The following is a 22,880-nucleotide window of genomic DNA, read 5'->3' on the forward strand; positions in this document are numbered from 1 at the left end:
GAGCCGCGCTTTTCCTCGATGCGGCACTGCGACCGGACATCCGGAGGCTGCCGGCATGCGCCACGACCTGACCTTGCCGCGCCGCGCCTCCTTGCCGGCGACCGGCACCGGCGGATCCGACGCCTCTATCCTCAGATTGTCGATCGCCCACCGCGTCTTTCTCGTCGGGGCGGTTCCGATCGCGCTCGCCGTGGTCATCGGCATCGCCTCGATCATCCTGCTCGACCGCGCCGACGAGGCGCGGCGCGGCGCGCTGACCGTCGCAACCGTGTTTCGCCACGTCGTTGCCGCGATGGCCGAGCGCGACGCCTTCATCGCTGCCGATCCGAGCGAGCGGGACCGTCATCAGTCGGCCTTCGCCGCGTCGACCGCGGGAGCCAATGCCGGGCTGAAGGAGATCGCCGACGGGATCGAGGATCCGATGTATGCCGAGGCGGTGTCGGCGACGATCACCGCTCTGGATCGCTTCCGCCTTGCGATGGACGAACTGAAGTCGGCGATCGGCAGGAACGACGAGCGGCTGGCGGCGACCGAGGCGCAGCTTGCCTCGCTGATCGCGCTCACCGACGAGGCGCGGATCCGCCAGCACGCGGCGAATGTCGACGTGGTCGACACCCTGCGGGCGCGCGACGCCAAGCTGCGCGAGGCCCAGAACCTGACTGCCGCCGCGCAGCGCATGCGCACCGCCGTGGTCGACGCCTGGACGAAGCGCCTCCAGTCCGGCGGACGCAGTCTCGGTGAGGAGGATGCGACCGAACGGGCCAGGCTCGCCAATGCCGCCGCCGCGCTCAGCGATACGCTCGACGCGGCAAGGCTCTTCGACGAGACGACGCCGCTGCGGGCCCTCGTCGACGGGGTCGTGGCCGGCGGCAGCCCCGACGCGGCGCTGGCCTGGATCGACCGGCGGCTGAAGATCGACGGCACCGCTGCCCGCTCGCTGCAGGAGGAAGTCGCCGAACTCCTGACCTACACAGTGGAGGCGCATGAGACCGAACAAGCGACGCAGAACATCGCGGTCGAGACGCTGAAGCTGTCGCAACGGACCAGCGACGCCATGCGCCGGCGCAATATCGACGCGATCAGCGCGGTGCTCGAGGAAAGCCGCCAGCTTGCCGACAAGATCGCCTCGCTGCCGATCTCGCCGCTGATCCAGACCGAGATGCTCGACGCGCTCGACTTGTGGCGCGGCGACCTGACCGATGTCCGCGGCGGCTTGGCGACGCAGAACGACCTCCTGCAGCGCATGAGTCAGACCTCGGGCGAGATGGTCTTCGAGGTCTCCAACCTCAACACCGCGCTCTCGGCCAACGCCGACGTCACCGGGACCGCGGCGCGGCGCATCCTGATGCTCAGCGCCGGCTTCGGCCTCGTCGCAGCCGCCTTCTTCGGTTTCGTCGTCGCCCATTCCATCACGCGGCCCTTGAAGCGGCTGGAGCACGACATGCTGGAGCGCGCGATCAACCCGGCCGCCGGGCCGCTGCCCGATCGTGGACGACGCGACGAGGTCGGCCAGATGGCGCGCGCGACGAACCATTTCCTCGACGAGCTCGGCAAGCGCGAGAGCGCGCTCATGGCCGCCAAGGAGGATACCGACCGGGCGCTCGCGCAGCTGAAGCGGGCCCAGCGCGAACTGATCCAGAGCGAGAAGCTCGCCTCGCTCGGCCAGCTCGTCGCCGGCGTCGCCCACGAGATCAACACCCCGCTCGGCGTCGCGCTGACCACGGCCACCGTCCTGCGCGAGGAAACCGCCGCCTTCCAATCCGCCGCCGGCGCCGGAAAAGTCACGCGGCAGGCCTTCGACGACTTCATCGCCAGGACCGGCGAGGGCGCGCGGCTGATCGCGGCCAATCTCGACCGCGCCGCCCATCTCGTCGTCAGCTTCAAGCAGGTCGCCGCCGACCAGGCGAGCGGCGAGCGGCGGGCCTTCCTGATGGATGCCTTTGCCGACGAACTCTTCACCAGCCTCGGACCCATGGGCCGGCGCGCGGGCCACAAGGTCACCGTCGTCTGCGAACCGGGGATCGAGATGCAGTCCTATCCGGGCGCGCTCTCGCAGGTTCTGACCAATCTCCTGACCAACGCCTATGTCCACGGCTTCGACGGGATCGAGGGCGGCAAGGTGCGCATCGAGATCGCCCGCCACGGCGAGGACCTGGTCAGGATCGTCTTTTCCGACGACGGCCGCGGGATCCTGTCGCGCAACCGCGAGCGCATCTTCGATCCCTTCTTCACCACGCGCCGGGCCAGCGGCTCGACCGGCCTCGGGCTCCACATCGTCTACAACCTCGTCACCGCGACGCTCGGCGGCACCATCGGCTGCGCCAGCGAGCCCGGCGAGGGCACGCGCTTCACCATCGACATTCCGCGCCAGCGCTCGCAGGCCCCGGCCGCTGGCGAGGCCATCGCGCAATCTTGAAAGCAGGAACCAACGCCATGCGGAGCACGCTCGCCGCCCTCCTCCTCGGCCTCGCCGCCTCGGTGCTTCCGGCACCGACGCTCGCCAAGACCCTCGTCTTCTGCTCGGAAGGCAGCCCCGAAACCGTCTCGCCGCCGCTGGCGATCACCGGGACGGCGATGGATGCGGCGCGGCCGATGTTCAACAACCTCGTCGAGTTCTCGCCCGGCACCACCGATCTCAGGCCGGCCCTCGCCGAGAGCTGGACGATCTCGCCGGACGGGCGCGAATACACCTTCAAGCTTCGCCAGGGCGTCCACTTCCACGCCAATGCGGACTTCAAGCCGACGCGGATGCTGAACGCGACGGACGTCGTCTTCAGCTTCCTCAGGCAATGGAAGGAGGACAATCCGTTCCACGACGTCGGCGGCAGCCATTTCGACTATTTCCTCGACATGGGCATGCCCGACCTTCTGGAGATGATCGAGGCCGTCGATGACATGACCGTGCGCATCCGTCTGAAGCGTCCGGAAGCGCCGTTCCTCGCCGATCTCGCTTTGCCCTTCAACGCCATCCTCTCCGCCGAATATGCGGACGCGATGCTGAAGGCGGGAACGCCGGAGAAGCTCGACCTCGCCCCGATCGGCACCGGCCCGTACAAATTCTCCGACTTCCGCAAGGATGTCGCGATCCGCTACCGCGCCTTCGACGACTATTGGCGCGGCCGGCCGGCGATCGACACGCTGGTCTTCTCGATCACCGCGACGCCGGCTGCGAGGCTGACCAAGCTGAAGGCCGGGGAATGCCATGTGATGGCCTTTCCGAGCCCGTCGGAAACCGGCACGATCGAGAACGATCCGCGGCTGAGGCTCCTGAAGCTCAAGGGCTTCAACATCGGCTATCTGGCGATCAACACGACCAAGCCGCCCTTCGACGACCTGCGCGTCCGCAAGGCGCTCAACCTCGCGATCGATAAGGCAGCGATCCTGCAGGCGATCTTCCCCGGCACCGGCACCGCCGCCAAGAACCCGCTGCCGCCGACGCTCTGGGCCTATAACGACGCCATCGAGCCCTACCCCTACGATCCCGCGGAGGCGCAGCGGCTGCTCACCGAAGCCGGCGTTGGCGGCGGGCTGACCACCGACCTGTGGTACATGCCGGTGAGCCGGCCCTACAATCCGAACGGACGGCGCATGGCCGAGATGATCGCCGCCGATCTCGAACCGCTCGGCATCCGGCTGATGCTGAAGACGGCCGACTGGGACGACTATCGCGAGAAGCTGCAGAACGGCGAGAGTACGCTGTCGCTCTATGGCTGGACCGGCGACAACGGCGACCCGGATAATTTCATGCACACGCTCCTGAGCTGCACCGCCGCGCGGCGCGGCGGCAACAACATCGCGCGCTGGTGCGATCCCGCCTTCGACGACCGCGTCACCCGGGCAAAGGAGGTCGCCGACCGCGAGACCCGCAAGCGGCTCTACGACGAGGCGCAGGAAATCTTCCACGACCAGGCGCCATGGGTGCCGATCGCCCATTCGGTGTTCCTCGTCGCCACCCGCGCCGAGGTCGAGAACTTCACCATGGATCCGCTCGGCTATCACGTCTTCGAGCGCGTCGACCTCAAGGATCCGGTGAACTGAGCGGCGCCTCGGGGACCCCGGCGAGCCGCAGGCCCGTCAGGAAGGTCTCCGCAAGCCCCGCGTCGAAGGTCAGGAAGAAGTCGGCGGCGGTCCGCAGGCTGTAGGCTGGACGCTTGCGGCGCAGCTGGCCGATCGCCTCGGGGCAGAGTTCCGGCCGGCCGGTGAGCCCGAGCAGCGAGACGAGGAGCGCGTAAGGATAGTAGGTGGCCGTCGGCTGCCTGATCGCCTCGCGCGCAAAGCTTTCCGCTACGTCGTATTCGGCGAGCGCGAAATGCGCCATCGCCCGCACATGGTGGAAGTTCCAGAGCTGCGGATCGCGCGGGCTGAGCTCGACGGCGCGATCAAGGAGCGCGATCGCCTCTTCCGCCCGGCCGCACCACACGAAGGTGAAGGCGAGGGCGAACCTCGCCTGGGCATGGCTCGGATTGAGGGCGATCGCCTCTTCCAGAACCGCGATCGAATCCGCATACCGCCCGAGCAGGCAGAAGACGCGGCCGAGCATGGTGAGGCCATGGCTGTCGCGATCGTCGAGAAAGGCGGCTCTCTCGGCCGCATCGAGGGCGGCGGCAAGGAGCGTCGGCCGCTCCTCGGAACTGCCGTAGAGCGCCGCCTGCAGGAGCGCGTGCGACAGCCCGGCATGCGCGCGCGCCAGATCCGGATCGGCAGCGACGGCCATCTCGAACAGCCGCCGCGCCTCGGCAAGTCCGGTGCGCGTGTAGGTCCAAAGGTTCCAGTAGCCGCGGTGATAGAGCCCCCAGGCGTCGAGCGCCGCCAGCGGCGCGTGGATCGCCCGGTGCTGTTCCAGCCGCAAGATGTCCGGCTCGACCATGGCGGCGATCTGCTGGGCGATCCTGTCGCGCACCTCGTGGAGATCGACATCGCCGAGGTCGAACGTCTCCGACCAGACCTGGCCGCCGGTCGTCCCGTCGATCAGTTCCGCGGCAAGGCTGGTCTCGTCGCCGCGGCGCCGGATCCGGCCCCGCACGAGGTAGCGCAACCCCAGCGCCGTGGCCATCTGGCCGGCATCGGCATGGCCTGCAAAATGACTGCCAGCCTGGCTCAGCACTTCGAGCCAGCGGTTGCGGCCGAGCAGCCGGACGATGTCCTCGGCGAGCGTCTCGGCGAATTCCTCGTCGTCCAGCTGCGAGCCCGCGGTCGCAAAGCGCAGCACCGCGATCCGCGGCCGCCCTCTTACCTCCGGCATCGCCTCCGGTGCCTCCACCTCGGCAGAATGCGGCGCACCGACGGTCCGTCCGCCACCCGGGCTTGCGAACTCCACCCGAAAGGCGTGGATCGGCCGTTCGCGAAGCTTGCCGGCGCGTTCGCCGAGATCGCCGAAGCGGACGTCGAGCCGGTCCTTGACGAGGTCGTGAACCGCAGCGGAGAGGCAGATGCCGCCCGGTTCGGCGAGCCTCTCCAGCCGGGCGGCGACGTTGACCCCGTCGCCGAAAATGTCGTCGCCGTCGCTCAGGATGTCGCCGAGATTGATCCCGATCCGGAACCGCAGATCGCTCGGCGCCGCCTGTTCCCCGCTTCCGCCGGCGATCGCGGTCTGCACCCAGATGGCGCAGCGGACCGCCTCCACAGGGCTTGCGAACTCGGCGAGGAGACCGTCGCCGGTGGTCTTCACCAGCCGGCCGTTATGGCGAGAAATAGCCGGCGCGAAGACCGCTCGCATGAGGGTCCTGAGGCTTTTGAACGTGCCCTCCTCATCGACCTGCATCAGGCCGCCATAGCCCGACGCATCGGCGACGAGGATCGTCGCGAGACGGCGCACCGGCAGCATCGGGTCGACGGGCGGTCGGGTCTGCTTGGCCAAGATGAGCACTCAAAATCCTCCCGCGCTTCCTTATTGGAAGTCGCAGCAGGGCGGACGTTTGGATCGCGTCTTGTCGGACGCCGATCGACGCTGCCGGGATCGGAAACGGCGCCAGGAATGCTCGGGCGGACTCCTGTCCACCGGCGTCGCGGCGCAGCCGATCCGGTCTCGCGGCGAGGCGGCCGGGTCGGCTAACGATTGTAATGGAAATTCCAGAGCGCCACCAACGCTCTTTTCGCCCCGGCCTCACCCTGGCCGGCGGCTGTCGGAGGGCTCCGGGGGAAGCGGATGGCGGCAGAGCCGCTCGAAACGGCGTTCCGCGACGTGACAATGCGCGATAGCGGGCTATGTCAGCGGCGGAAACGGAGGGAACACGCTCATGCTCACGCTGCATCACGCCCGCATCATCATCGCCGAGGCGCTCAAGGCCGGCGCCGCCAAAGGGTTCAAGCCGCTGACAATCGCCGTCCTCGACGCCGGCGGCGCGCTGATCGCGCTGGAGCGTTCGGACGGCGCCTCGCGCATGCGCCCGGACATCGCCATCGGCAAGGCGAACGGGGCGATCGCGCTCGGCATGGGATCGCGCGCGATCTTCAAGCGGGCCGAGGAACAGCCCTATTTCATCCAGGCGATGAACGCGCTCGCGGGCGGCGTGCTGGTTCCGGTTCCCGGCGGCGTCCTCGTGCGCGGCGAAGGCGGCGTCATCCTCGGCGCGGTCGGCGTCACCGGCGACACCTCCGACAATGACGAGGCGGCAGCGGTCGCCGGCATCGAGGCGGCGGGCCTTGCGGCCGACGGCGGCTGAGCCGCGGGTTTCCCCTCCCCCCTCAGGGCAATTCCCTACGGTGGACGCGGATGGAAGCCGCTTGTGCAAAAATCGTTCGGCCCGGGTGAAACAATCGGCCGGGTTTCACCGAAGCTTGTCTTGAGCGCTGCGCCGCCCGCCGCTTGAGTGAGCCCATCGCTCCGGCGGGACCGGCCGGCACGGCTTTCGCGAGCAAGGAGAACGGCATGCGATCGATCCTCACCCTCACGGGCGCCGCCCTGTTCGGCCTCGGCCTGGCGGCGTCCGCCCTGCCGGCCGGCGCGCAGAACACCAAGACGGCGATCTTCGCCGGCGGCTGCTTCTGGTGCGTCGAGAGCGACTTCGACCATGTGGCCGGCGTCCTCGACACCACCTCCGGCTATATCGGCGGCAAGGCGGAGAACCCGACCTATTACGACCACGAGGGGTTCCGCGAGGCGGTGCGCATCACCTTCGATCCCGCGAAGGTCAGCTACGACCATCTGCTCGACGTCTACTGGCACTCGGTCGATCCGACCGATTCCGGCGGCCAGTTCTGCGATCGCGGCCATGCCTACACGACGGCGATCTACGCGACCGACCAGAACCAGCTGAAGAAGGCCAAGGCCTCCGAGGCGGCCGTCCGGAAGGACCTCGGCGAAGTTGCGACCGAGGTTCAACCCGCGCCAAAGTTCTGGCCGGCGGAGGGCTACCACCAGGACTATTACAAGAAGAACCCGGTGAAATATAAGTTCTACCGCTACAATTGCGGCCGCAACGCCCGCATCCAATCCGTCTGGGGCGACAAGGCCTTCATGGGCATCAAGGACCATATGGGCTGAGGCGGCACGAAAAGGATCGCGGGAAGCGGCATCGTCCATCCTTGGGGACGTGCCGCCATCCCGCAGACTCGTCGGTCCAATCGGCGCACCGCGCTGCCGGCGCAGCGATCAGAATCCCTGAAACGACATGTCGAGAAGATCTGCCTGAACATCCAACAGAAAAACCGAGCCGTCCGCATGGACGAAGACGTCGTGGCGCGCCATCAAAGCAGCCGATAACGCTCCAGCGGCAAGCCGCTCCGCTCGACATAGTCGTTCGACGAGGTGAGAGCGTCCGCATTCGCGTCCCGCCACCGGGTTTGGCGAGAGGCACGAACGGCCTGCGCCACACCCTTCGACGCCGCCTTCGAAATATCGACCTTCAGTTCTTCAGCTTCGGCCAAAAGGGCCGGGTCAATGACGACGTCGTTCACGCTGAAACTCCGATCGGGCGAGGCAAGCGATGCGTCAGGCAGGATAGCGCCTGACGACCGCCTCCCTCAACCATCCATCTTCAGCGCGGCGATGAAGGCCTCCTGCGGGATCTCCACCTTGCCGAACTGGCGCATGCGCTTCTTGCTCAGGCTACGGACAGGCCCCTTCCCCTGTGCCGAAAACCTCAAGCACCCTGCGGGGTGCGATGTCCTATTCCGCAGCATCCGCTTCAGGCCTGACGGGAAGGGGCGCATTCCGCCACTCTCCCGGTGCAAGCACCTTGCTGGCGGACAGGATTTCGATACCGAGGACCCGGCCTTCGGCGTCCACGTCGTAGAGAAACGGGCCGGCTTCGTCGGTTTGTTCGATCTTTCCGGACGCCAGGCGAAAATACACGGCATCAGCTTCGGGATCGTAGGTCGTGTCGATCATGGTCGCCTCGCTCTGCGATCGAATGTGGCGGTAATGACGCGAATGTCCAAGCTGGTCTCGGCACATACCACGCGCAGGACACGGCCGCCAAACGCGGGAACGGCTCCGAATCGACGTTCGGCTTGCGTATCGCGCGGTTCCGGCTCGACCCAATCTGGATGCCGGATCACAGCTTCGACCCAGTGAGACGAGATCCGTCTTTCGGCGAGCTTGGCCTGCGCGCATGCAAGGTGAAGCGGATCGGCTTCATGGGCTTTCAGATCCGCTCCGCCTCCCGCGCCCGGTCGCCCTCAACCATCCATCTTCAGCGCGGCGATGAAGGCCTCCTGCGGGATCTCCACCTTGCCGAATTGGCGCATGCGCTTCTTGCCCTCCTTCTGCTTGTCGAGGAGCTTGCGCTTGCGGGTGGCGTCGCCGCCATAGCATTTGGCGGTGACGTCCTTCCTGAGCGCCGAGATCGTCTCGCGCGCGATCACCTTGCCGCCGATCGCCGCCTGGATCGGAATCTTGAAGAGGTGATGCGGGATCAGCTCCTTCAGCTTCTCGCACATCGCCCGGCCGCGCCGATCCGCCTGCGTCCGGTGGACGAGCATGGACAAGGCGTCGACCGGCTCTGCGTTGACCAGCACCGACAGCTTGACGAGGTCGCCTTCGCGATAGTCGGTCATCTGATAGTCGAAGCTGGCATAGCCCTTCGAGATCGACTTCAGCCGGTCGTAGAAGTCGAACACCACCTCGTTCAGCGGCAATTCGTAGGAGACGAGGGCGCGCTTGCCGACATAGGAGAGGTCGACCTGGATGCCGCGGCGCTCCTGGCAGAGGGTCAGGATGTTGCCAAGATAGTCGTCGGGGGTGAGGATCGTTGCCTTGATCCAGGGCTCCTGGATATGGTCGATCTTGACGACGTCGGGCATGTCGGCGGGATTGTGAAGTTCAATGTCCGAACCATCGGTCATATGGATCTTGTAGACCACCGAGGGAGCGGTCGCGATGAGATCGAGGTCGAACTCTCGGCTGAGACGCTCCTGAATGATCTCGAGATGCAACAGGCCGAGGAAGCCGCAGCGGAATCCGAAGCCGAGCGCGGCGGAGGACTCCATCTCGAAGGAGAAGCTCGCATCGTTCAGCCGCAGCCGGCCCATGGCGGCGCGCAGATCGTCGAAATCGGCGGCGTCGACCGGGAAGAGGCCGCAGAAGACGACCGGCTGGGCCGGCTTGAAGCCGGGCAGCATCGTTGCGGTCTGGCGCTTGTCCTCGGTTATCGTATCGCCGACGCGGGTGTCGGCGACCTCCTTGATGCTCGCCGTGATGAAGCCGAGCTCGCCCGGTCCGAGCGCGTCCACCTGCACCATCTTGGGCGTGAAGACGCCGACCCGGTCGACCGGATATTTGGCGTCGGTGCCCATCATCCGGATCGTCTGGCCCTTCTTGAGTTCGCCGTCGATGATCCGCACGAGCACGATGACGCCGAGATAGGCGTCGTACCAGCTATCGACCAGCATCGCCTTCAGGGGCGCGCTGCGGTCGCCCTCCTTGGGCGGCGGCAACCGGTGCACGATCGCCTCCAGCACGTCCTCGATGCCGATGCCGGACTTCGCCGAGATCATCACGGCTTCGGAGGCGTCGAGGCCGATGACCTCTTCGATCTGCTCCTTCACCTTGTCGGGTTCGGCCGCCGGCAGATCGATCTTGTTGAGGACCGGGACGATATCGAGATCGTTGTCGAGCGCGAGATAGACATTGGCGAGCGTCTGCGCCTCAACGCCTTGCGCAGCGTCGACGACGAGCAGCGCGCCCTCGCAGGCCGACAGCGAACGCGAGACCTCATAGGCGAAATCGACATGGCCCGGCGTGTCGATCAGGTTGAGGACATAGGTCTCGCCGTTCCGCGCCGTGTAGTGCAGGCGGACGGTCTGAGCCTTGATGGTGATGCCGCGCTCGCGTTCGATGTCCATCGAATCGAGCACCTGATCCTTCATCTCGCGGGTATCGAGGCCTCCCGTGTTCTGGATCAGTCGGTCGGCCAGTGTCGACTTCCCGTGGTCGATATGGGCGACGATCGAGAAGTTGCGGATATGGCTCAGCGGTGTATTTGCGGGCATGGTGCTCATCGCCCGCGATATAGAGATTTGTAGGCATTCTTGGAAGCGTCGCTTTCGCATGTCGGCCGCATGCGCGAAGAACGGTCGCGGCAACGCTTAGAGGATGGTCGAGTCCGGGGGGCAGGACGATGGCACGCGAGATCGAACGCAAGTTCCTGCTGGGGTCCGACGGCTGGCGCGATCAGGTCGGCGAGGTGAAGCGGCTGAAGCAGTTCTACCTCTTCGCCCGCGAGGACGCGTCGCTGCGGGTCCGCGTGATCGAGGAGAGGTCCGCCTGGCTGACGCTGAAGACCGGCACCGGCATCGACCGCGGCGAGTTCGAATATGAAATTCCCCTCAAAGATGCCGAAGAGATGCAGCCGGACCGGATCGGGAACATCATCGAGAAGACCCGCCACATCGTGTCGCTCGGAGCGCGAAAGGTGGAGATCGACATTTTCGAGGGTGATCTCGCCGGCCTTGCGCTGGCCGAGATCGAACTCGAATCGGCGGACGAGGCGATCGACCTGCCGTCCTTTCTTTCCCACGAGATCACAGGCGACCCGCGCTATTCCAACATGCGCCTGGCGCTCGACGGCCGCCCGGCCGATGACGACGGCCGAGACGCCTGATAACAGCGGGCGAGGATGCCGACGCATCCGCCCGCTGCACGTGATGCCGATTTGCGACGCCAAGCCAGAGGCTTGACGAAAATCTGGACTTCGGAACCGGGAGCCATCTCCAATGCCTCCCGGCATGCCGCCCGTCAGAAGGGCGTTCCTCGCCCGACGAGCGTTCGAGGCGGCCGCCGGCCGCCCTCCGATCGATGCGGCGAAACCCCTCCGCCGCCGCCATCGGCCCTTATTCGCAGATCGTGATCGGACCGATGTTGATGCAGCCGCCCCGGCGAGGGCGGAAATCGCCCGTCACCCTTCGACACAGGTTGCGATTCTCGCGGCGGAAACGGCGATCGTCGCGGCAGCGCCGGACGAGGTCACGCCGACGGAAGCGGCGCCCGTCCCGGCGACGCTGCCGGTCTCGTCCGAAATCGTCGTCGCGGCGATCGCGGCGGCCCCGCGGGCGGTCGTCGTCCATGCGGCGCTGGGCAAGCTCGATCTCGCCATTCTGCAACTCGTCCGCCTCCGCCGGCGCTGCGGACGATGCCGCTGCGGCAGCCGCGGGAGACGCGTCGAGCATCGCGCCGGCGAAGACGACCGACGCGCCCGCACAGCCAACTCCCATGAGGAATTGCCGCCGCGAGAGGCCGGGCCGGGCGTTCGCGCCACCGCTTCCAAGACCCAGGCAACGCCTGATATTCAACCAGACCATATCCATCTCCCAGCGATTCATCCATCAAACGGATGAAGATCAAAGTATTGATTTCACACATAATGCTTGGAGCGACAAGAGATTTACCCCCGCACTCCCGATTTTCGAATTGACTATCGATCAATCCGGCGCATCGTACAATAAGAAAACTGACGGATTTCCGGACGAATCTCGCCTTCTGCGGTCATCTCGCCAGAAGATCGGGTACAGAGTGGCCGTTTCGACCGTGCCGGAAACCGGCGAATTCCTCGAAACTACGACCCGCCCGTGCATCAGCGCAGGGCGAGCGCCGCCCGCGCTTGAGCCGACTGGCGATGATGGCTGTGGCAGATCGCGATCGCCAGCGCGTCGGCGGCATCGTCGGTGTCGAAGCTCGCCTTCGGCATCAGCACTTTCACCATCATGTGGATCTGCCGCTTTTCGCCATGGCCGACGCCGATCACCGCCTTCTTCACGGCGTTGGGCGCATATTCGGCGACCGGCAGCCCGGCGAGCGAGGGAACGAGCAGCGCGATGCCCCGCGCCTGGCCGAGCTTCAGGGTCGCCACCGCATCCTTGTTGACGAAGGTCTGCTCGACCGCGGCCTCGTCCGGAAGATGGTGGGCGAGAACCGCCGTCAGCCCCTCGTGCAGCTGGCAGAGCCTTGAGGCGAGGTCCCGCTTGTTGTCGGAGGTGACGGTCCCGGATGCCACGAAGCGCAGCGAATTGCCGATCGTTTCGACCACGCCCCAGCCGGTGCGGCGCAGGCCCGGATCGATGCCGACGATGCGAATGGGAGCCTCCTGCAACAATGTCTTAACCTCACGCTCTACCCGAATCAGGCCCCAGTGAACAGACGAAACATGAACGGATCGGAAACAGGGCAGAACAGATGCATGGCGCCTGGCTCCCGCGGGAATCGCGGGACTTCCCGCACCGCATCCCGCTTCGCCCGCAGGGCGAAACTGCTATGATCGGCCCCTGAGGAGCGGAGACGGACCATGAGCCAGGCGCGATCGGTCGAACGGATGACCCCGGAGCAGTTCCACGCCTGGCAGTCCGAGCAGGAACAGAATTCCGAACTCGTGGACGGCATTCCCGTGCTGTCGCCGAAGGCGAAGACCGGCGCCAGCCGACGCCACGACATCGTGACGGTGAACGTGCTTTCGCTTCTTCGGCAGACGCTGCGCGGCAAGCCCTGCCGACCGCACACCGACGACATGACCGTGAAGAATCCGAACGGCAACATCCGCCGGCCGGACATCATCGTCGACTGCACAGGCGGTCCGGACCGCTCGATGGAGACCGGCGAGCCCCGCGTCCTGATCGAGGTCCTGTCGCCGTCGACCATGGCCTTCGACCGATTCCGCAAGGTGGAGGAGTACAAGACGAACGCAGCGGTCGAGACCGTGCTCCTGATCGACACGCAGGCCCCCGAGATCATCGTCTGGCGCCGTGGCGACGGAAACTGGCACTCGGAGATCGTCGAAGGCCTCGAGGCCGTCATCGCCCTGCCCGAGATCGGCTGCGAGCTGCCGCTCGCTGAAATCTACGAGGATGTCGCCCTCGATCGGAGCGAAGCCCGGGCAAAGGCCTGACCCTCGCCCGCAGGATGCCTGACGGAAGACCCGCCAGGTCTTCCGTTCCTCTCCTATTTGCGAACGTAGACCGCGTCGTACACGTCGCGCTCGCCGAGCGCCTTCAGCTGCGCCGGGCTCGCCTTGATCGTACCGCTGGTGAAGCGGAACCCGATCAGCTTGCCGGACGCCCAGGGCACGACACCGGCCCGGAACGTCCTGTCCGAACAGTCGAAGACCACGAGGCTCTTGGGCACGGCGCGGTCATGTTGCTTCGAAATCCGCATGCCGCCGTCGGAGATGTCCACGCACATGCCGTCCTCGAGATAGACGAGCTGGATGGTCAGGAGTTTTATGGGCCGCAGCCGGGTCCGTCGCCGCTGCCACCGGCGTCGGTTACTCGGGTCTGGGATCACCTCGTCTCTCATGCGTGCCATCCCTCCGCGCGTCTCACTGTAAGGACCACTGTCGGTCGGCATTCCTTAATGAATCGCCAAGGTTTCAGGGTTTCGTCAGCTGTCTATCTAATGTTCCAAGATTAACCTGAGAACGTTGCGTCTATGCAGCAACTCGAGCCTTACCGCCTTGCTCTGCCTTTGAATGATTTTATCAGTATTGTTTAGCGGATTTCTTGGCGCTTCATTACCGCAGCACCGGAACCGGCGGCTAGCGGCGCCGAAAAAGAAACGGCGGCCCATGGCCGCCGTCCGCTTCCTCAATCTGCATGAGCCCTGGGCGGCCCGGCCGTCGGGCAAATCCCGGCGATCAACCTCAGGCGGCCGACAGCTTGGCCATCACCGCGTCGTCCACCTCGAAATTGGCGTAGACGTTCTGGACGTCGTCGTCGTCGTCGAGATTGGCGATCAGCTTCAGAACGCTCTGCGCCTTCTCCTCGTCGACCGGCGTGCCGGTCTGCGGCCGCCAGATCGCCCGGACGCTCTCGGCCTCGCCGAGGGAGGCCTCGAGCGCCGTCGACACCTCGTTGAGATCCTCGAAGGCGGTGATGATGGTGTGGCCGTTCTCGTCGGAGATGACATCGTCGGCGCCGGCCTCGATGGCCGCTTCCATCACCGTGTCGTTGTCGCCGGCCGACGCCGGGTAGACGATCTCGCCGACGCGGTCGAACATGAAGCCGACCGAGCCGGTCTCGCCGAGCGCCCCGCCGGACTTGGTGAAGTAAGACCGCACGTTGGAGGCGGTGCGGTTGCGGTTGTCGGTCAGGGCCTCGACGATGACCGCGACGCCACCGGGCCCGTAGCCCTCGTAGCGGACCTCGTCGTAATTGTCGCCTTCGCCGCCCGCCGCCTTCTTGATGGCGCGGTCGATGTTGTCCTTCGGCATCGACTGCGCCTTGGCGTTGTTGATGGCGAGCCGCAGGCGCGGATTCATGTCCGGGTCGGGCAGGCCGGCCTTGGCCGCCACCGTGATCTCGCGCGCCAGCTTGGAAAACAGCTTGGACCGGACCGCGTCCTGGCGGCCCTTGCGATGCATGATGTTCTTGAACTGTGAATGGCCGGCCATATCGAACCCGTGTCGGACGAAATTTCGTGCGGAAAGTGCCATTCATATAAAAAATGTCGGTCCAAACGTCCAGAACCGGAAACCGAGTTGTCCATGACCCTGCCCGCCGTCCGCATGCCGCCCTTGCCGCTGACCGGCGGCTGCCAATGCGGCGCCGTCCGCTACGAGATCCGCGAGGCCCCGCTATATTTCTATCTCTGCCACTGCCGGGAGTGCCAGAAGCAGACGTCGAGCGCCTTCGGCGAGAGCCTGCGCTGCGATCCGGCCGGCGTGAGCGTCACCGGGACGCTGACCACCGCCCGGCGTGTCGCCGAAAGCGGCGCCGTGCGTCTCGGCGACTTCTGCCCGCAATGCGGCGTCAGGATCCAGCATCGCTCGGAAGGCGACCCGGGCCGCCTCAACATCAAGGCGGGCACGCTGGACGATGCCCGCTGGCTCGTGCCGGCCGGCCACATATGGGTCAGCTCGAAGCAGGGCTTCTATCCGATCGGCGAGGGCGAACTCGCCTATGAGCATGGCCCGGACGATGGCGGCGCGGCGATGAAGGCCAGGTGGGAGGCGATGCTGGCGCACGCAGGCGCCACCCTGGACGAGGCCGAGCCGAACTCCTGAGGCCTTCGCGCGCCGGCCGCTCAATTCCCCGGCGACGGAGGGCGGCGGTCGCGGTCGAGGTCGGCGAGGCTTTCGAGCGCCGCCTGCACGATGTCTTCGTGAAGGTGGAGTTCGGCATCCGAGAGGCGGCTTGCCGCATAGTCGGACCACACGACCCAGCGATCCAGCGAACGGCGCTCCGCCGTCTGCTGCAGGAAGATCCGGATGTCGCTGTGGCGGCGGTCGAGGATGATCGCGCGCATCAGCGTCTCGATGGATTCGAGCGGGCCTTCGAGCAGCTGGACGAAGCGCCCGAAATCATGGACGAGCAGACCGGTGATCCCGAGCTCGGCATTGCGCCGTTCGGCCACTTTCATGATGTCGGCGATGTCGACCGCCGTGAGCAACGGTGCCGGCCGCGAGACATAGGCCAGTCGATAGACGCTCATGGCGACGTGAACCTTCGCTCCGCTCAGCTGCCGGCCCTTCCGTTGCGGCAGACCTGCCGCAGGTCGGACTATGGCGCGCACGAGCAGGCCGGACAAGCGCTTTTCGTTCCCCTCAGGCGGCCGGCGATGGTCGGGCGCGGCTTGCGCATCGGCAGCAGCCCTTCCCGCCGGCCAGGAAGGCAAGCGCGGTCCTTCTGCGTTTACCCTGCGGGTGACGCGTGCTAGATCGGCGATGTCACGGGAGAGATCGGCCGAAAGGCCGGCGCCGAAGGAGCAACCGCCCCGGAAACTCTCAGGCAGAAGGACCGTGACGGCATAGACTTCTGGAAAGAGGCGCGAGTTTCTCGCGTCCGCCGACGGGATAACGCTCTCAGGCGAAAGGACAGAAGGGGCGTGAATCGAACCGGCCCGGAGCCGGCTTGGAGGTCCGCCTTTTGCCGATTTCTGCGTTCTGTCTCCTATCCGTATCCGCCAGCGGTCCGGGACCGGCGGCGAGAGCACCGGCGCCGTCCGCACGGCCGGCCGATTGCCGCCGTTCCCGCGCCGTCTCGCGCCCCGACGTCCCATCCTCTTCAAAGACAGGGTCCCGATGACCGACGCTTCCCACGCCCCGTTGAAGCGCACGCCGCTTCACGACCGCCACCTCGCGCTCGGCGCGCGCATGGTCCCCTTCGCCGGCTATGAGATGCCGGTGCAATATGCCGATGGCGTCCTCAAGGAACATCTCCACACGCGTACCCAGGCCGGCCTCTTCGACGTCTCGCATATGGGCCAGGTGGCGATCCGGCCGAAGTCGGGCGACCTGTCGGAAGCGAGCCTCGCGCTGGAGGCGCTGGTTCCGGCCGACATCCTCGGGCTGAAGCCGGGGCGCCAGCGCTACGGCCTGTTCACGAATGCCGATGGCGGCATCCTCGACGACCTGATGATCGCCAACCGCTCGGACCATCTCCATCTCGTCGTCAACGCCTCGCGCAAGGCGGAGGACCTCGCCCATCTGCGCGCGGCCCTGTCCGAGCGCTGCGACGTCGTCGAGCTCTCCGATCGCGCGCTTCTCGCCCTGCAGGGGCCGGAGGCCGAGACCGTCCTCGCGGGTCTCGCGCCAGAGGTCGCCGAGATGCGCTTCATGGACGTCCGGAAGGTCGATCTCGTCGGCGCCGACTGCCTCGTCTTGCGCTCCGGCTATACCGGCGAGGACGGGTTCGAGATCTCCGTGCCGACTGATGCCGCCGGGGCGCTCTGGGATGCGCTTCTCGCGGACGAACGGGTGCGCCCGATCGGGCTCGGCGCGCGCGATTCGCTGCGGCTCGAGGCCGGCCTCTGTCTCTACGGCAACGATCTCGACGAGGCGACCTCGCCGGTCGAGGCGGCGCTGGAATGGGCGATCCAGAAGGTGCGGCGGGAAGGCGGCGCCCGCGCCGGCGGGTTCCCGGGCGCCGAGCGTATTCTTCGCGAGTTCCGGGACGGCCCGGCCCGCCGCCGCGTCGGCCTGGCGCCGGAAGGCCGCGCGCCGATCCGCGCTGGTGCGCCGATCTTCGCCGAAGCCGAAGGCGGCGAGCCGATCGGCACGGTGACCTCCGGAAGTTTCGGGCCCAGCCGGGAAGCGCCGGTGGCCATGGCCTATCTTCCCACAGACCTTAGCGAGGCGGGCACGCGCGTCTTTGCGGAAGTGCGCGGCAAGCGCCTGCCCGCGACGGTCGCATCGCTTCCCTTCGTTCCCACGCGCTACAAGCGCTGACATCATCAAATGCCGGACAGCAAAGCAGGAGGGCACCCCATGCTGAAATTCACCGAAGATCACGAATGGCTGCGCGTCGAAGGCGATGTCGCGACCGTCGGCATCACCGAGCACGCATCGGTCCAGCTCGGCGATCTCGTCTTCGTCGAACTGCCTGAGGTCGGCGCGAAGTTCGCCAAGGGCGACGAGGCGGCGACGGTGGAATCGGTCAAGGCCGCGTCCGAGATCTACGCGCCGGCCGCCGGCGAAGTGACCGAGATCAACGACCAGATCGCGGCCGATCCCGCGCTGGTCAACCGCGAGCCGCTCGCCGGGGGCTGGTTCTTCAAGCTGAAGCTCGACGACCTCTCGGCGCTCGATGCGCTGATGGACGAGGACGCCTACAAGGCGATGGTCGGCTGAGGCGCATCATGACAGTCAGCAAGCGATTCACCGACTACGATCCCTACGACTTCGCCAACCGCCGGCATATCGGCCCCTCGCCGGCCGAGATGGCGGAAATGCTGAAGGTCGTCGGCGCGGAAAGCCTCGACGCCTTCATCGACGAGACCGTTCCCGCCGCGATCCGGCAGGAGGCCCCGCTCGACTTCGGCCCGCCGCTGACCGAGCGCCAGGCGCTCGACGTCCTGCGCGAGACCGCGGACCGGAACAAGAACCTCGTCTCGCTGATCGGCCAGGGCTACTACGGCACGATCACCCCGCCGGTCATCCAGCGCAACATCCTGGAAAACCCCGCCTGGTACACGGCCTATACGCCCTACCAGCCGGAGATCAGCCAGGGCCGGCTGGAAGCCCTCCTCAACTTCCAGACCATGATCTGCGACCTCACCGGGCTCGACGTCGCCAACGCCTCGCTGCTCGACGAGGCGACCGCGGCGGCGGAAGCCATGGCGATGGCGCACCGGGTGTCGAAATCGAAGCGCGACGCCTTCTTCGTCGACGAGAACTGCCACCCGCAGACGATCGCCGTCCTGAAGACCCGGGCCGAGCCGCTCGGCTGGACGATCGCCGTCGGCGATCCTTTCGCCGACCTCGACCCCGCAGCCGTGTTCGGCGCGATCTTCCAGTATCCGGGGACATACGGCCACGTACGCGACTTCACGGGCGCGATCGCGGCACTGCATGGCGAGAACGCCCTCGCAATCATGGCCGCCGATCCCCTGTCGCTGGCTCTCCTGAAGACGCCCGGCGAGATGAATGCCGACATCGCCATCGGCTCGACCCAGCGCTTCGGCGTGCCGATGGGCTATGGCGGCCCGCATGCCGCCTATATGTCGGTGAAGGACGCGCACAAGCGGGCGATGCCCGGCCGGCTCGTCGGCGTCTCGGTCGATGCGCGCGGCAACCGCGCCTATCGCCTGGCGCTGCAGACCCGCGAACAACACATCCGCCGCGAGAAGGCGACGTCCAACATCTGCACGGCGCAGGTGCTGCTCGCCGTCATGGCCTCCATGTACGGCGTGTTCCACGGGCCAGAGGGGATCAAGGCGATCGCCCAGCGGGTGCATGAGCGCGCGGCGGCCCTCGCCGGGGGCCTGGAAAAGCTTGGCTACACCGTCGAGCCGGACCGCTTCTTCGACACCATGACCATCGAAGTCGGGCGCCTGCAGCGGGTGATCCTCGACGCGGCCGTCGCCGGCGGCGTCAATCTCCGCAAGGTCGGCGAGACCCGCATCGGCATCTCCGTCGACGAGCGCACCCGCCCCGCCCAGATCGAGGCCGTGTGGCGCTCCTTCGGCGGCGACTTCGCCTTCGCCGACTTCCAGCCGGTCTATCGGCTCGGCGATGCGGACCTGCGCAAGACCGACTACATGACCCACCCGGTCTTCCACATGAACCGCGCCGAGAGCGAGATGACGCGCTATATGCGCCGGCTCTCGGACCGCGACCTCGCCCTCGACCGCTCGATGATCCCGCTCGGCTCCTGCACGATGAAGCTGAACGCGACGGTCGAGATGCTGCCGATCACCTGGCCGGAATTCTCCGAGCTGCACCCCTTCGCACCGGCCGACCAGGCCGAGGGCTACCGGGCGCTGGTCGAGGACCTCTCGGACAAGCTCTGCCGCATCACCGGATACGATGCGGTCTCGATGCAGCCCAATTCCGGCGCGCAAGGCGAATATGCCGGGCTGCTGACCATCCGCGCCTATCACGCGGCGCGCGGCGAGGCCGGTCGCGACGTCTGCCTGATCCCGACCTCGGCGCACGGCACCAATCCCGCCTCGGCGCAGATGGCCGGCATGCGCGTCGTCGTCGTCAAGGCGGCGGCGAACGGCGACATCGACGTCGAGGACTTCCGCGCCAAGGCGAAGGAGCATGCGGACCGGCTCGCCGCCTGCATGATCACCTATCCCTCGACCCATGGCGTGTTCGAGCGGAACGTCCGCGAGATCTGCGACATCGTCCACGAACATGGCGGCCAGGTCTATCTCGACGGCGCCAATCTCAACGCGCTGGTCGGCCTCGCCCGGCCCGGCGACATCGGCGCCGACGTCAGCCATCTCAACCTCCACAAGACCTTCTGCATCCCGCATGGCGGCGGCGGGCCGGGCATGGGGCCGATCGCGGTGAAGGCGCATCTCGCCGCGCATCTGCCGCCGCGTCCGGAAACCGGCGAGGCCGGCGCGGTCTCGGCCGCGCCCTACGGCTCGACCTCGATCCTGCCGATCTCCTGGAGCTACTGCCTGATGATGGGCGGGGCGGGCCTCACCCAGGCGACCAAGGTCGCGATCCTCAACGCCAACTACATCGCCAAGCGGCTCGAGGGCGCCTATCCCGTGCTTTACAAGGCGGCGAACGGCCGGGTCGCGCATGAGTGCATCATCGACACGCGCCCGCTGGCGGAATCGGCCGGCGTCACGGTCGACGACGTCGCCAAGCGGCTGATCGACTGCGGCTTCCACGCCCCGACGATGAGCTGGCCGGTGGCCGGCACCTTGATGATCGAGCCGACCGAATCCGAGCCCAAGGCCGAGCTCGACCGCTTCTGCGAGGCGATGCTGGCGATCCGCGAGGAGGCAAGGGCGATCGAGGAGGGGCGGATCGACCCCCAGAACAACCCGTTGAAGAACGCCCCGCATACGGTCGAGGATCTCGTCGGGGAGTGGGACCGGCCCTATTCGCGGGAGGCCGCCTGCTTCCCGCCCGGCGCCTTCCGCGTCGACAAGTACTGGGCACCGGTCAACCGGGTCGACAACGTCTACGGCGACCGCAACCTCGTCTGCTCCTGCCCGCCGGTCGCCGAATACGACGTGGCGGCGGAGTAGCGGCGGCGCGATCGTCCGCGTGGCGCGGCCTGTCGGGTGATCTTCGCTCGGCAGGCGAAGCCTCCGGCAGCGCCGCACCCCCCCTCTGCCTGCCGGCATCTCCCCCACAAGGGGGGAGATCGGCGGTTCGGATGGCCGCATCCTCATCGCCACCGCTCGTGCGGGATCAGACGGCGCCCGGATTTATCGAAGCGTGAGATGCAGGCCCGATCTCCCCCCTTGTGGGGGAGATGTCCGGCAGGACAGAGGGGGGGCGTGCCGCGCCTACGGCTAAAGGACGAGCGCGAAGAGCGTTCGCCCGGCCTATCGGTTAGGCCCCCCTACCCCTCCTCGTCCCCGTCATAATGCCGGAAGTCCGCCGCGCGCTTTTCCCGAAACGCCGACATGCCCGCCTTCTGGTCCGGCCCGGCGAACAGCGCGTGGAAGATCCGGCGCTCGTGCAGCAGCCCCTCGCGCAGGCCCACTTCGAACGACCGGTTCGTCGCCTCCTTGGCGTTGACGGCGGCGGGCTTGGAATAGTTGGCGATCGTGGTGGCGGCGGCAAGCGCTTCCTCCATCAGCCGGTCGGCGGGCACGAGGCGCGAGACGAGGCCGATCCGTTCGGCCTCCTCGGCCTCGATCATCCGGCCGGTCAGGATCATGTCCATCGCCTTGTACTTGCCGACGGCGCGGGTCAGGCGCTGCGAGCCGCCCATGCCGGGAATGACCCCGAGCTTGATCTCCGGCTGGCCGAACCGCGCCGTGTCGGCGGCGATGATGAGGTCGCACATCATGGCGAGTTCGCAACCGCCGCCAAGCGCGAAGCCCGCCACCGCGGCGACCATCGGCGTCCTCACCCGCTCCAGCATCTCCCAGTCGCCGAACCAGTCGACTTCCATCAGCTCCAGCGCGCGGCGGTCCTCCATCTCCTTGATGTCGGCGCCGGCGGCGAACGCCTTGTCGGAACCGGTGATCAGGATCGCGCCGACGCCGGAGTCGCGGTCGAGCCGGGCCGTCGCCGCGACGATCCGGCGCATCACGTCGCTGTTGATCGCGTTCAGCGCCTTCGGCCGGTTGAGCTGGAGGATGGCGACGCGCCCCTCGCGGCGTTCGAGGACGACATCGGACGAATTCGCGGTCTCGCTCATCGGCCCCTCCTCACTTTGCCGAAAGCGTTTCGAGAATGGCGGAGAAGTCGCGGCCGCGCCCGCCTCCGTCCTCGACGAACTCTTTGTAGATGTCGCGGGCGTGCCGGCCCATCGCGGTCGCCGCGCCGGTCTTGTCCGCCGCGGTCTGCGACAGGTCCAGGTCCTTCAGCATCAATTCGGCCGCAAAGCCCGGCTTGTAGCCGTTGTCGGACGGGCTCTTCGGACCGACGCCAGGCGCCGGGCAATAGGTGTTGAGCGACCAGCAGGAGCCCGACGAGGTCGAGGCGACGTCGAACATCGCCTGCCGGTCGAGCCCCAGCCTGTCGGCGAGGTGGAAGGCCTCGCAGACGCCGAGCATCGAAATGCCGAGGATCATGTTGTTGCAGATCTTCGCGGCCTGGCCGGCGCCGGCCGGTCCGCAATGCACCGCCTTCTGCCCCATGATGTCGAAGAGCGGCTTGCCCTTTTCGAAAGCTGCTTCGCTGCCGCCGACCATGAATGTCAGCGTCCCCGCCTCCGCCCCGCCGGTGCCGCCGGAGACCGGCGCGTCGAGCGACAAGAGCCCCGCCTGTTCGGCCATGTCGTGGACGGCGCGGGCGCTCTCGACGTCGATGGTCGAGCAGTCGATCATGAGCGCGCCGGGCTCGGCCGCGGCAAGGATCTCCTCGGCGACCGCGCGCACGATCGCGCCGTTCGGGAGCATGGTCACGACCGCCTCCATGCCGCGGACCGCCTCGGCGAGCGAGCCCGCCCTTGAGACGCCCTCCACGGTGACGGCCGCCGTGTCGTAGCCGGCGACGTCATGTCCGGCCTTGACGAGGTTCCGCGCCATCGGCGCGCCCATATTGCCAAGACCGATGAATCCGATCTTCATGATTGTCTCCTCCCTTCGATTG

The 22,880-nt window shown here is 67.0% G+C and carries 23 protein-coding genes and 2 riboswitches; of the genes, 10 read left to right on the forward strand and 13 right to left on the reverse strand.

The genetic code is table 11. The features are described from left to right. Window positions 1-55: 55 nt before the first annotated feature. Complete coding sequence (locus LH400_RS04750) at window positions 56-2,416, forward strand: ATP-binding protein (protein ID WP_229151527.1); 2,361 nt, start codon at window positions 56-58, stop codon at window positions 2,414-2,416. 17 nt (window positions 2,417-2,433) lie between these two features. Next, a complete protein-coding gene (locus LH400_RS04755; RefSeq protein WP_229151528.1) occupies window positions 2,434-4,038 on the forward strand; it encodes an ABC transporter substrate-binding protein in 1,605 nt (534 codons plus the stop codon). Here LH400_RS04755 and LH400_RS04760 read toward each other — a convergent pair. Then, window positions 4,019-5,866: a tetratricopeptide repeat protein gene (locus tag LH400_RS04760; RefSeq protein WP_229151529.1), complete on the reverse strand. Its 1,848-nt coding sequence runs from the start codon at window positions 5,864-5,866 to the stop codon at window positions 4,019-4,021. The two genes, LH400_RS04755 and LH400_RS04760, sit on opposite strands and share 20 nt — an antisense overlap. A 370-nt stretch (window positions 5,867-6,236) precedes the next feature. Between LH400_RS04760 and LH400_RS04765 the strand changes: the two genes are divergently transcribed. Together LH400_RS04765 and msrA are read left to right on the forward strand one after the other, a co-directional pair. Further along, on the forward strand, window positions 6,237-6,662 hold the full coding sequence (locus LH400_RS04765; protein WP_229151530.1) for a GlcG/HbpS family heme-binding protein: 426 nt from the start codon (window positions 6,237-6,239) through the stop codon (window positions 6,660-6,662). 206 nt (window positions 6,663-6,868) lie between these two features. Then, entirely contained in the window at window positions 6,869-7,483 is a 615-nt protein-coding gene (gene msrA / locus LH400_RS04770; protein ID WP_229151531.1) for a peptide-methionine (S)-S-oxide reductase MsrA, read from the forward strand. Between the two features lie 203 nt (window positions 7,484-7,686). On the opposite strand, the gene LH400_RS04775 is transcribed toward msrA, so the two are convergent. The 5 genes from LH400_RS04775 to lepA all read right to left on the reverse strand — a co-directional run bounded on the left by LH400_RS04775 (window position 7,687) and on the right by lepA (window position 10,431). Continuing rightward, window positions 7,687-7,896 (reverse strand): type II toxin-antitoxin system CcdA family antitoxin, encoded by a 210-nt coding sequence (locus LH400_RS04775; RefSeq protein WP_229151532.1) that lies wholly within the window; start codon window positions 7,894-7,896, stop codon window positions 7,687-7,689. A 66-nt stretch (window positions 7,897-7,962) separates the two neighbouring features. Continuing rightward, window positions 7,963-8,085, reverse strand: a complete 123-nt coding sequence (locus LH400_RS25950; RefSeq protein ID WP_255616831.1) for a hypothetical protein — start codon at window positions 8,083-8,085, stop codon at window positions 7,963-7,965. A gap of 22 nt (window positions 8,086-8,107) precedes the next feature. Next, window positions 8,108-8,329, reverse strand: coding sequence for a DUF2283 domain-containing protein (locus LH400_RS04780; RefSeq protein ID WP_229151533.1), 222 nt, complete (start codon window positions 8,327-8,329; stop codon window positions 8,108-8,110). Next, a complete protein-coding gene (locus LH400_RS26265; RefSeq protein WP_370638334.1) occupies window positions 8,326-8,589 on the reverse strand; it encodes a DUF4258 domain-containing protein in 264 nt (87 codons plus the stop codon). Before LH400_RS26265 ends, LH400_RS04780 begins: the two co-directional genes overlap by 4 nt. 30 nt (window positions 8,590-8,619) lie before the next feature. Further along, window positions 8,620-10,431, reverse strand: a complete 1,812-nt coding sequence (gene lepA, locus LH400_RS04785; RefSeq protein ID WP_229151534.1) for a translation elongation factor 4 — start codon at window positions 10,429-10,431, stop codon at window positions 8,620-8,622. Window positions 10,432-10,559: 128 nt separating this feature from the next. Between lepA and LH400_RS04790 the strand changes: the two genes are divergently transcribed. Beyond that, window positions 10,560-11,042 carry a CYTH domain-containing protein gene (locus LH400_RS04790; RefSeq protein ID WP_229151535.1) on the forward strand — a complete coding sequence of 161 codons (483 nt, stop codon included), beginning with the start codon at window positions 10,560-10,562 and terminating at the stop codon, window positions 11,040-11,042. A 294-nt stretch (window positions 11,043-11,336) separates the two neighbouring features. Here LH400_RS04790 and LH400_RS04795 read toward each other — a convergent pair whose 3' ends face one another. Then, on the reverse strand, window positions 11,337-11,534 hold the full coding sequence (locus LH400_RS04795) for a hypothetical protein (protein ID WP_229151536.1): 198 nt from the start codon (window positions 11,532-11,534) through the stop codon (window positions 11,337-11,339). 477 nt (window positions 11,535-12,011) lie between these two features. Beyond that, window positions 12,012-12,530, reverse strand: coding sequence for a crossover junction endodeoxyribonuclease RuvC (ruvC, locus tag LH400_RS04800; protein WP_370638330.1), 519 nt, complete (start codon window positions 12,528-12,530; stop codon window positions 12,012-12,014). Window positions 12,531-12,719: 189 nt separating this feature from the next. On the opposite strand from ruvC, the gene LH400_RS04805 reads away from it, so the two are divergent. Next, window positions 12,720-13,316 carry a Uma2 family endonuclease gene (locus tag LH400_RS04805; RefSeq protein WP_229151538.1) on the forward strand — a complete coding sequence of 199 codons (597 nt, stop codon included), beginning with the start codon at window positions 12,720-12,722 and terminating at the stop codon, window positions 13,314-13,316. Window positions 13,317-13,369: 53 nt separating this feature from the next. On the opposite strand, the gene LH400_RS04810 is transcribed toward LH400_RS04805, so the two are convergent. Together LH400_RS04810 and LH400_RS04815 are read right to left on the reverse strand one after the other, a co-directional pair. Further along, entirely contained in the window at window positions 13,370-13,723 is a 354-nt protein-coding gene (locus LH400_RS04810; RefSeq protein ID WP_229151539.1) for a hypothetical protein, read from the reverse strand. A 343-nt stretch (window positions 13,724-14,066) separates the two neighbouring features. Continuing rightward, entirely contained in the window at window positions 14,067-14,816 is a 750-nt protein-coding gene (locus LH400_RS04815) for a YebC/PmpR family DNA-binding transcriptional regulator (protein ID WP_229151540.1), read from the reverse strand. 93 nt (window positions 14,817-14,909) lie between these two features. Between LH400_RS04815 and LH400_RS04820 the strand changes: the two genes are divergently transcribed. Beyond that, window positions 14,910-15,428: a GFA family protein gene (locus LH400_RS04820; protein ID WP_229151541.1), complete on the forward strand. Its 519-nt coding sequence runs from the start codon at window positions 14,910-14,912 to the stop codon at window positions 15,426-15,428. A 20-nt stretch (window positions 15,429-15,448) separates the two neighbouring features. Here LH400_RS04820 and LH400_RS04825 read toward each other — a convergent pair whose 3' ends face one another. Further along, window positions 15,449-15,856 carry a BLUF domain-containing protein gene (locus LH400_RS04825; RefSeq protein ID WP_229151542.1) on the reverse strand — a complete coding sequence of 136 codons (408 nt, stop codon included), beginning with the start codon at window positions 15,854-15,856 and terminating at the stop codon, window positions 15,449-15,451. 228 nt (window positions 15,857-16,084) lie between these two features. After that, a riboswitch (glycine riboswitch) is annotated at window positions 16,085-16,174 on the forward strand. A 2-nt stretch (window positions 16,175-16,176) separates the two neighbouring features. After that, a riboswitch (glycine riboswitch) is annotated at window positions 16,177-16,245 on the forward strand. 200 nt (window positions 16,246-16,445) lie between these two features. Between LH400_RS04825 and gcvT the strand changes: the two genes are divergently transcribed. From gcvT to gcvP, 3 genes are read left to right on the forward strand one after another with little or no spacing between them, the layout of a single operon-like run. After that, entirely contained in the window at window positions 16,446-17,591 is a 1,146-nt protein-coding gene (gcvT, locus tag LH400_RS04830) for a glycine cleavage system aminomethyltransferase GcvT (RefSeq protein WP_229151543.1), read from the forward strand. Window positions 17,592-17,630: 39 nt separating this feature from the next. After that, window positions 17,631-17,993: a glycine cleavage system protein GcvH gene (gene gcvH / locus LH400_RS04835; RefSeq protein ID WP_229151544.1), complete on the forward strand. Its 363-nt coding sequence runs from the start codon at window positions 17,631-17,633 to the stop codon at window positions 17,991-17,993. A gap of 8 nt (window positions 17,994-18,001) precedes the next feature. Next, on the forward strand, window positions 18,002-20,857 hold the full coding sequence (gcvP, locus tag LH400_RS04840) for an aminomethyl-transferring glycine dehydrogenase (protein WP_229151545.1): 2,856 nt from the start codon (window positions 18,002-18,004) through the stop codon (window positions 20,855-20,857). Window positions 20,858-21,177: 320 nt separating this feature from the next. On the opposite strand, the gene LH400_RS04845 is transcribed toward gcvP, so the two are convergent. Continuing rightward, on the reverse strand, window positions 21,178-21,984 hold the full coding sequence (locus LH400_RS04845) for an enoyl-CoA hydratase (RefSeq protein ID WP_229151546.1): 807 nt from the start codon (window positions 21,982-21,984) through the stop codon (window positions 21,178-21,180). A 10-nt stretch (window positions 21,985-21,994) separates the two neighbouring features. Continuing rightward, on the reverse strand, window positions 21,995-22,861 hold the full coding sequence (gene mmsB / locus LH400_RS04850; protein ID WP_229151616.1) for a 3-hydroxyisobutyrate dehydrogenase: 867 nt from the start codon (window positions 22,859-22,861) through the stop codon (window positions 21,995-21,997). Window positions 22,862-22,880 lie beyond the last annotated feature (19 nt).

Source organism: Jiella soli (genome assembly GCF_020615385.1).
In the GTDB taxonomy this organism is placed as follows: Bacteria; Pseudomonadota; Alphaproteobacteria; order Rhizobiales; family Rhizobiaceae; genus VKMB-3413.

What these genes read in the sequence shown, in the direction of transcription:
- gcvT (WP_229151543.1), top strand. Translation starts at nt 16,446, where the DNA reads ATGACCGACGCTTCCCACGCCCCGTTGAAGCGCACGCCGCTTCACGAC.
- msrA (WP_229151531.1), top strand. Translation starts at nt 6,869, where the DNA reads ATGCGATCGATCCTCACCCTCACGGGCGCCGCCCTGTTCGGCCTCGGC.
- gcvH (WP_229151544.1), top strand. Translation starts at nt 17,631, where the DNA reads ATGCTGAAATTCACCGAAGATCACGAATGGCTGCGCGTCGAAGGCGAT.
- LH400_RS04750 (WP_229151527.1), top strand. Translation starts at nt 56, where the DNA reads ATGCGCCACGACCTGACCTTGCCGCGCCGCGCCTCCTTGCCGGCGACC.
- LH400_RS04755 (WP_229151528.1), top strand. Translation starts at nt 2,434, where the DNA reads ATGCGGAGCACGCTCGCCGCCCTCCTCCTCGGCCTCGCCGCCTCGGTG.
- LH400_RS04810 (WP_229151539.1), bottom strand. Translation starts at nt 13,723, where the DNA reads ATGAGAGACGAGGTGATCCCAGACCCGAGTAACCGACGCCGGTGGCAG.
- LH400_RS04795 (WP_229151536.1), bottom strand. Translation starts at nt 11,534, where the DNA reads ATGGCGAGATCGAGCTTGCCCAGCGCCGCATGGACGACGACCGCCCGC.
- LH400_RS04825 (WP_229151542.1), bottom strand. Translation starts at nt 15,856, where the DNA reads ATGAGCGTCTATCGACTGGCCTATGTCTCGCGGCCGGCACCGTTGCTC.
- lepA (WP_229151534.1), bottom strand. Translation starts at nt 10,431, where the DNA reads ATGCCCGCAAATACACCGCTGAGCCATATCCGCAACTTCTCGATCGTC.
- LH400_RS04845 (WP_229151546.1), bottom strand. Translation starts at nt 21,984, where the DNA reads ATGAGCGAGACCGCGAATTCGTCCGATGTCGTCCTCGAACGCCGCGAG.
- LH400_RS04780 (WP_229151533.1), bottom strand. Translation starts at nt 8,329, where the DNA reads ATGATCGACACGACCTACGATCCCGAAGCTGATGCCGTGTATTTTCGC.
- LH400_RS04765 (WP_229151530.1), top strand. Translation starts at nt 6,237, where the DNA reads ATGCTCACGCTGCATCACGCCCGCATCATCATCGCCGAGGCGCTCAAG.
- LH400_RS04790 (WP_229151535.1), top strand. Translation starts at nt 10,560, where the DNA reads ATGGCACGCGAGATCGAACGCAAGTTCCTGCTGGGGTCCGACGGCTGG.
- LH400_RS04805 (WP_229151538.1), top strand. Translation starts at nt 12,720, where the DNA reads ATGAGCCAGGCGCGATCGGTCGAACGGATGACCCCGGAGCAGTTCCAC.
- LH400_RS04820 (WP_229151541.1), top strand. Translation starts at nt 14,910, where the DNA reads ATGACCCTGCCCGCCGTCCGCATGCCGCCCTTGCCGCTGACCGGCGGC.
- LH400_RS04815 (WP_229151540.1), bottom strand. Translation starts at nt 14,816, where the DNA reads ATGGCCGGCCATTCACAGTTCAAGAACATCATGCATCGCAAGGGCCGC.
- gcvP (WP_229151545.1), top strand. Translation starts at nt 18,002, where the DNA reads ATGACAGTCAGCAAGCGATTCACCGACTACGATCCCTACGACTTCGCC.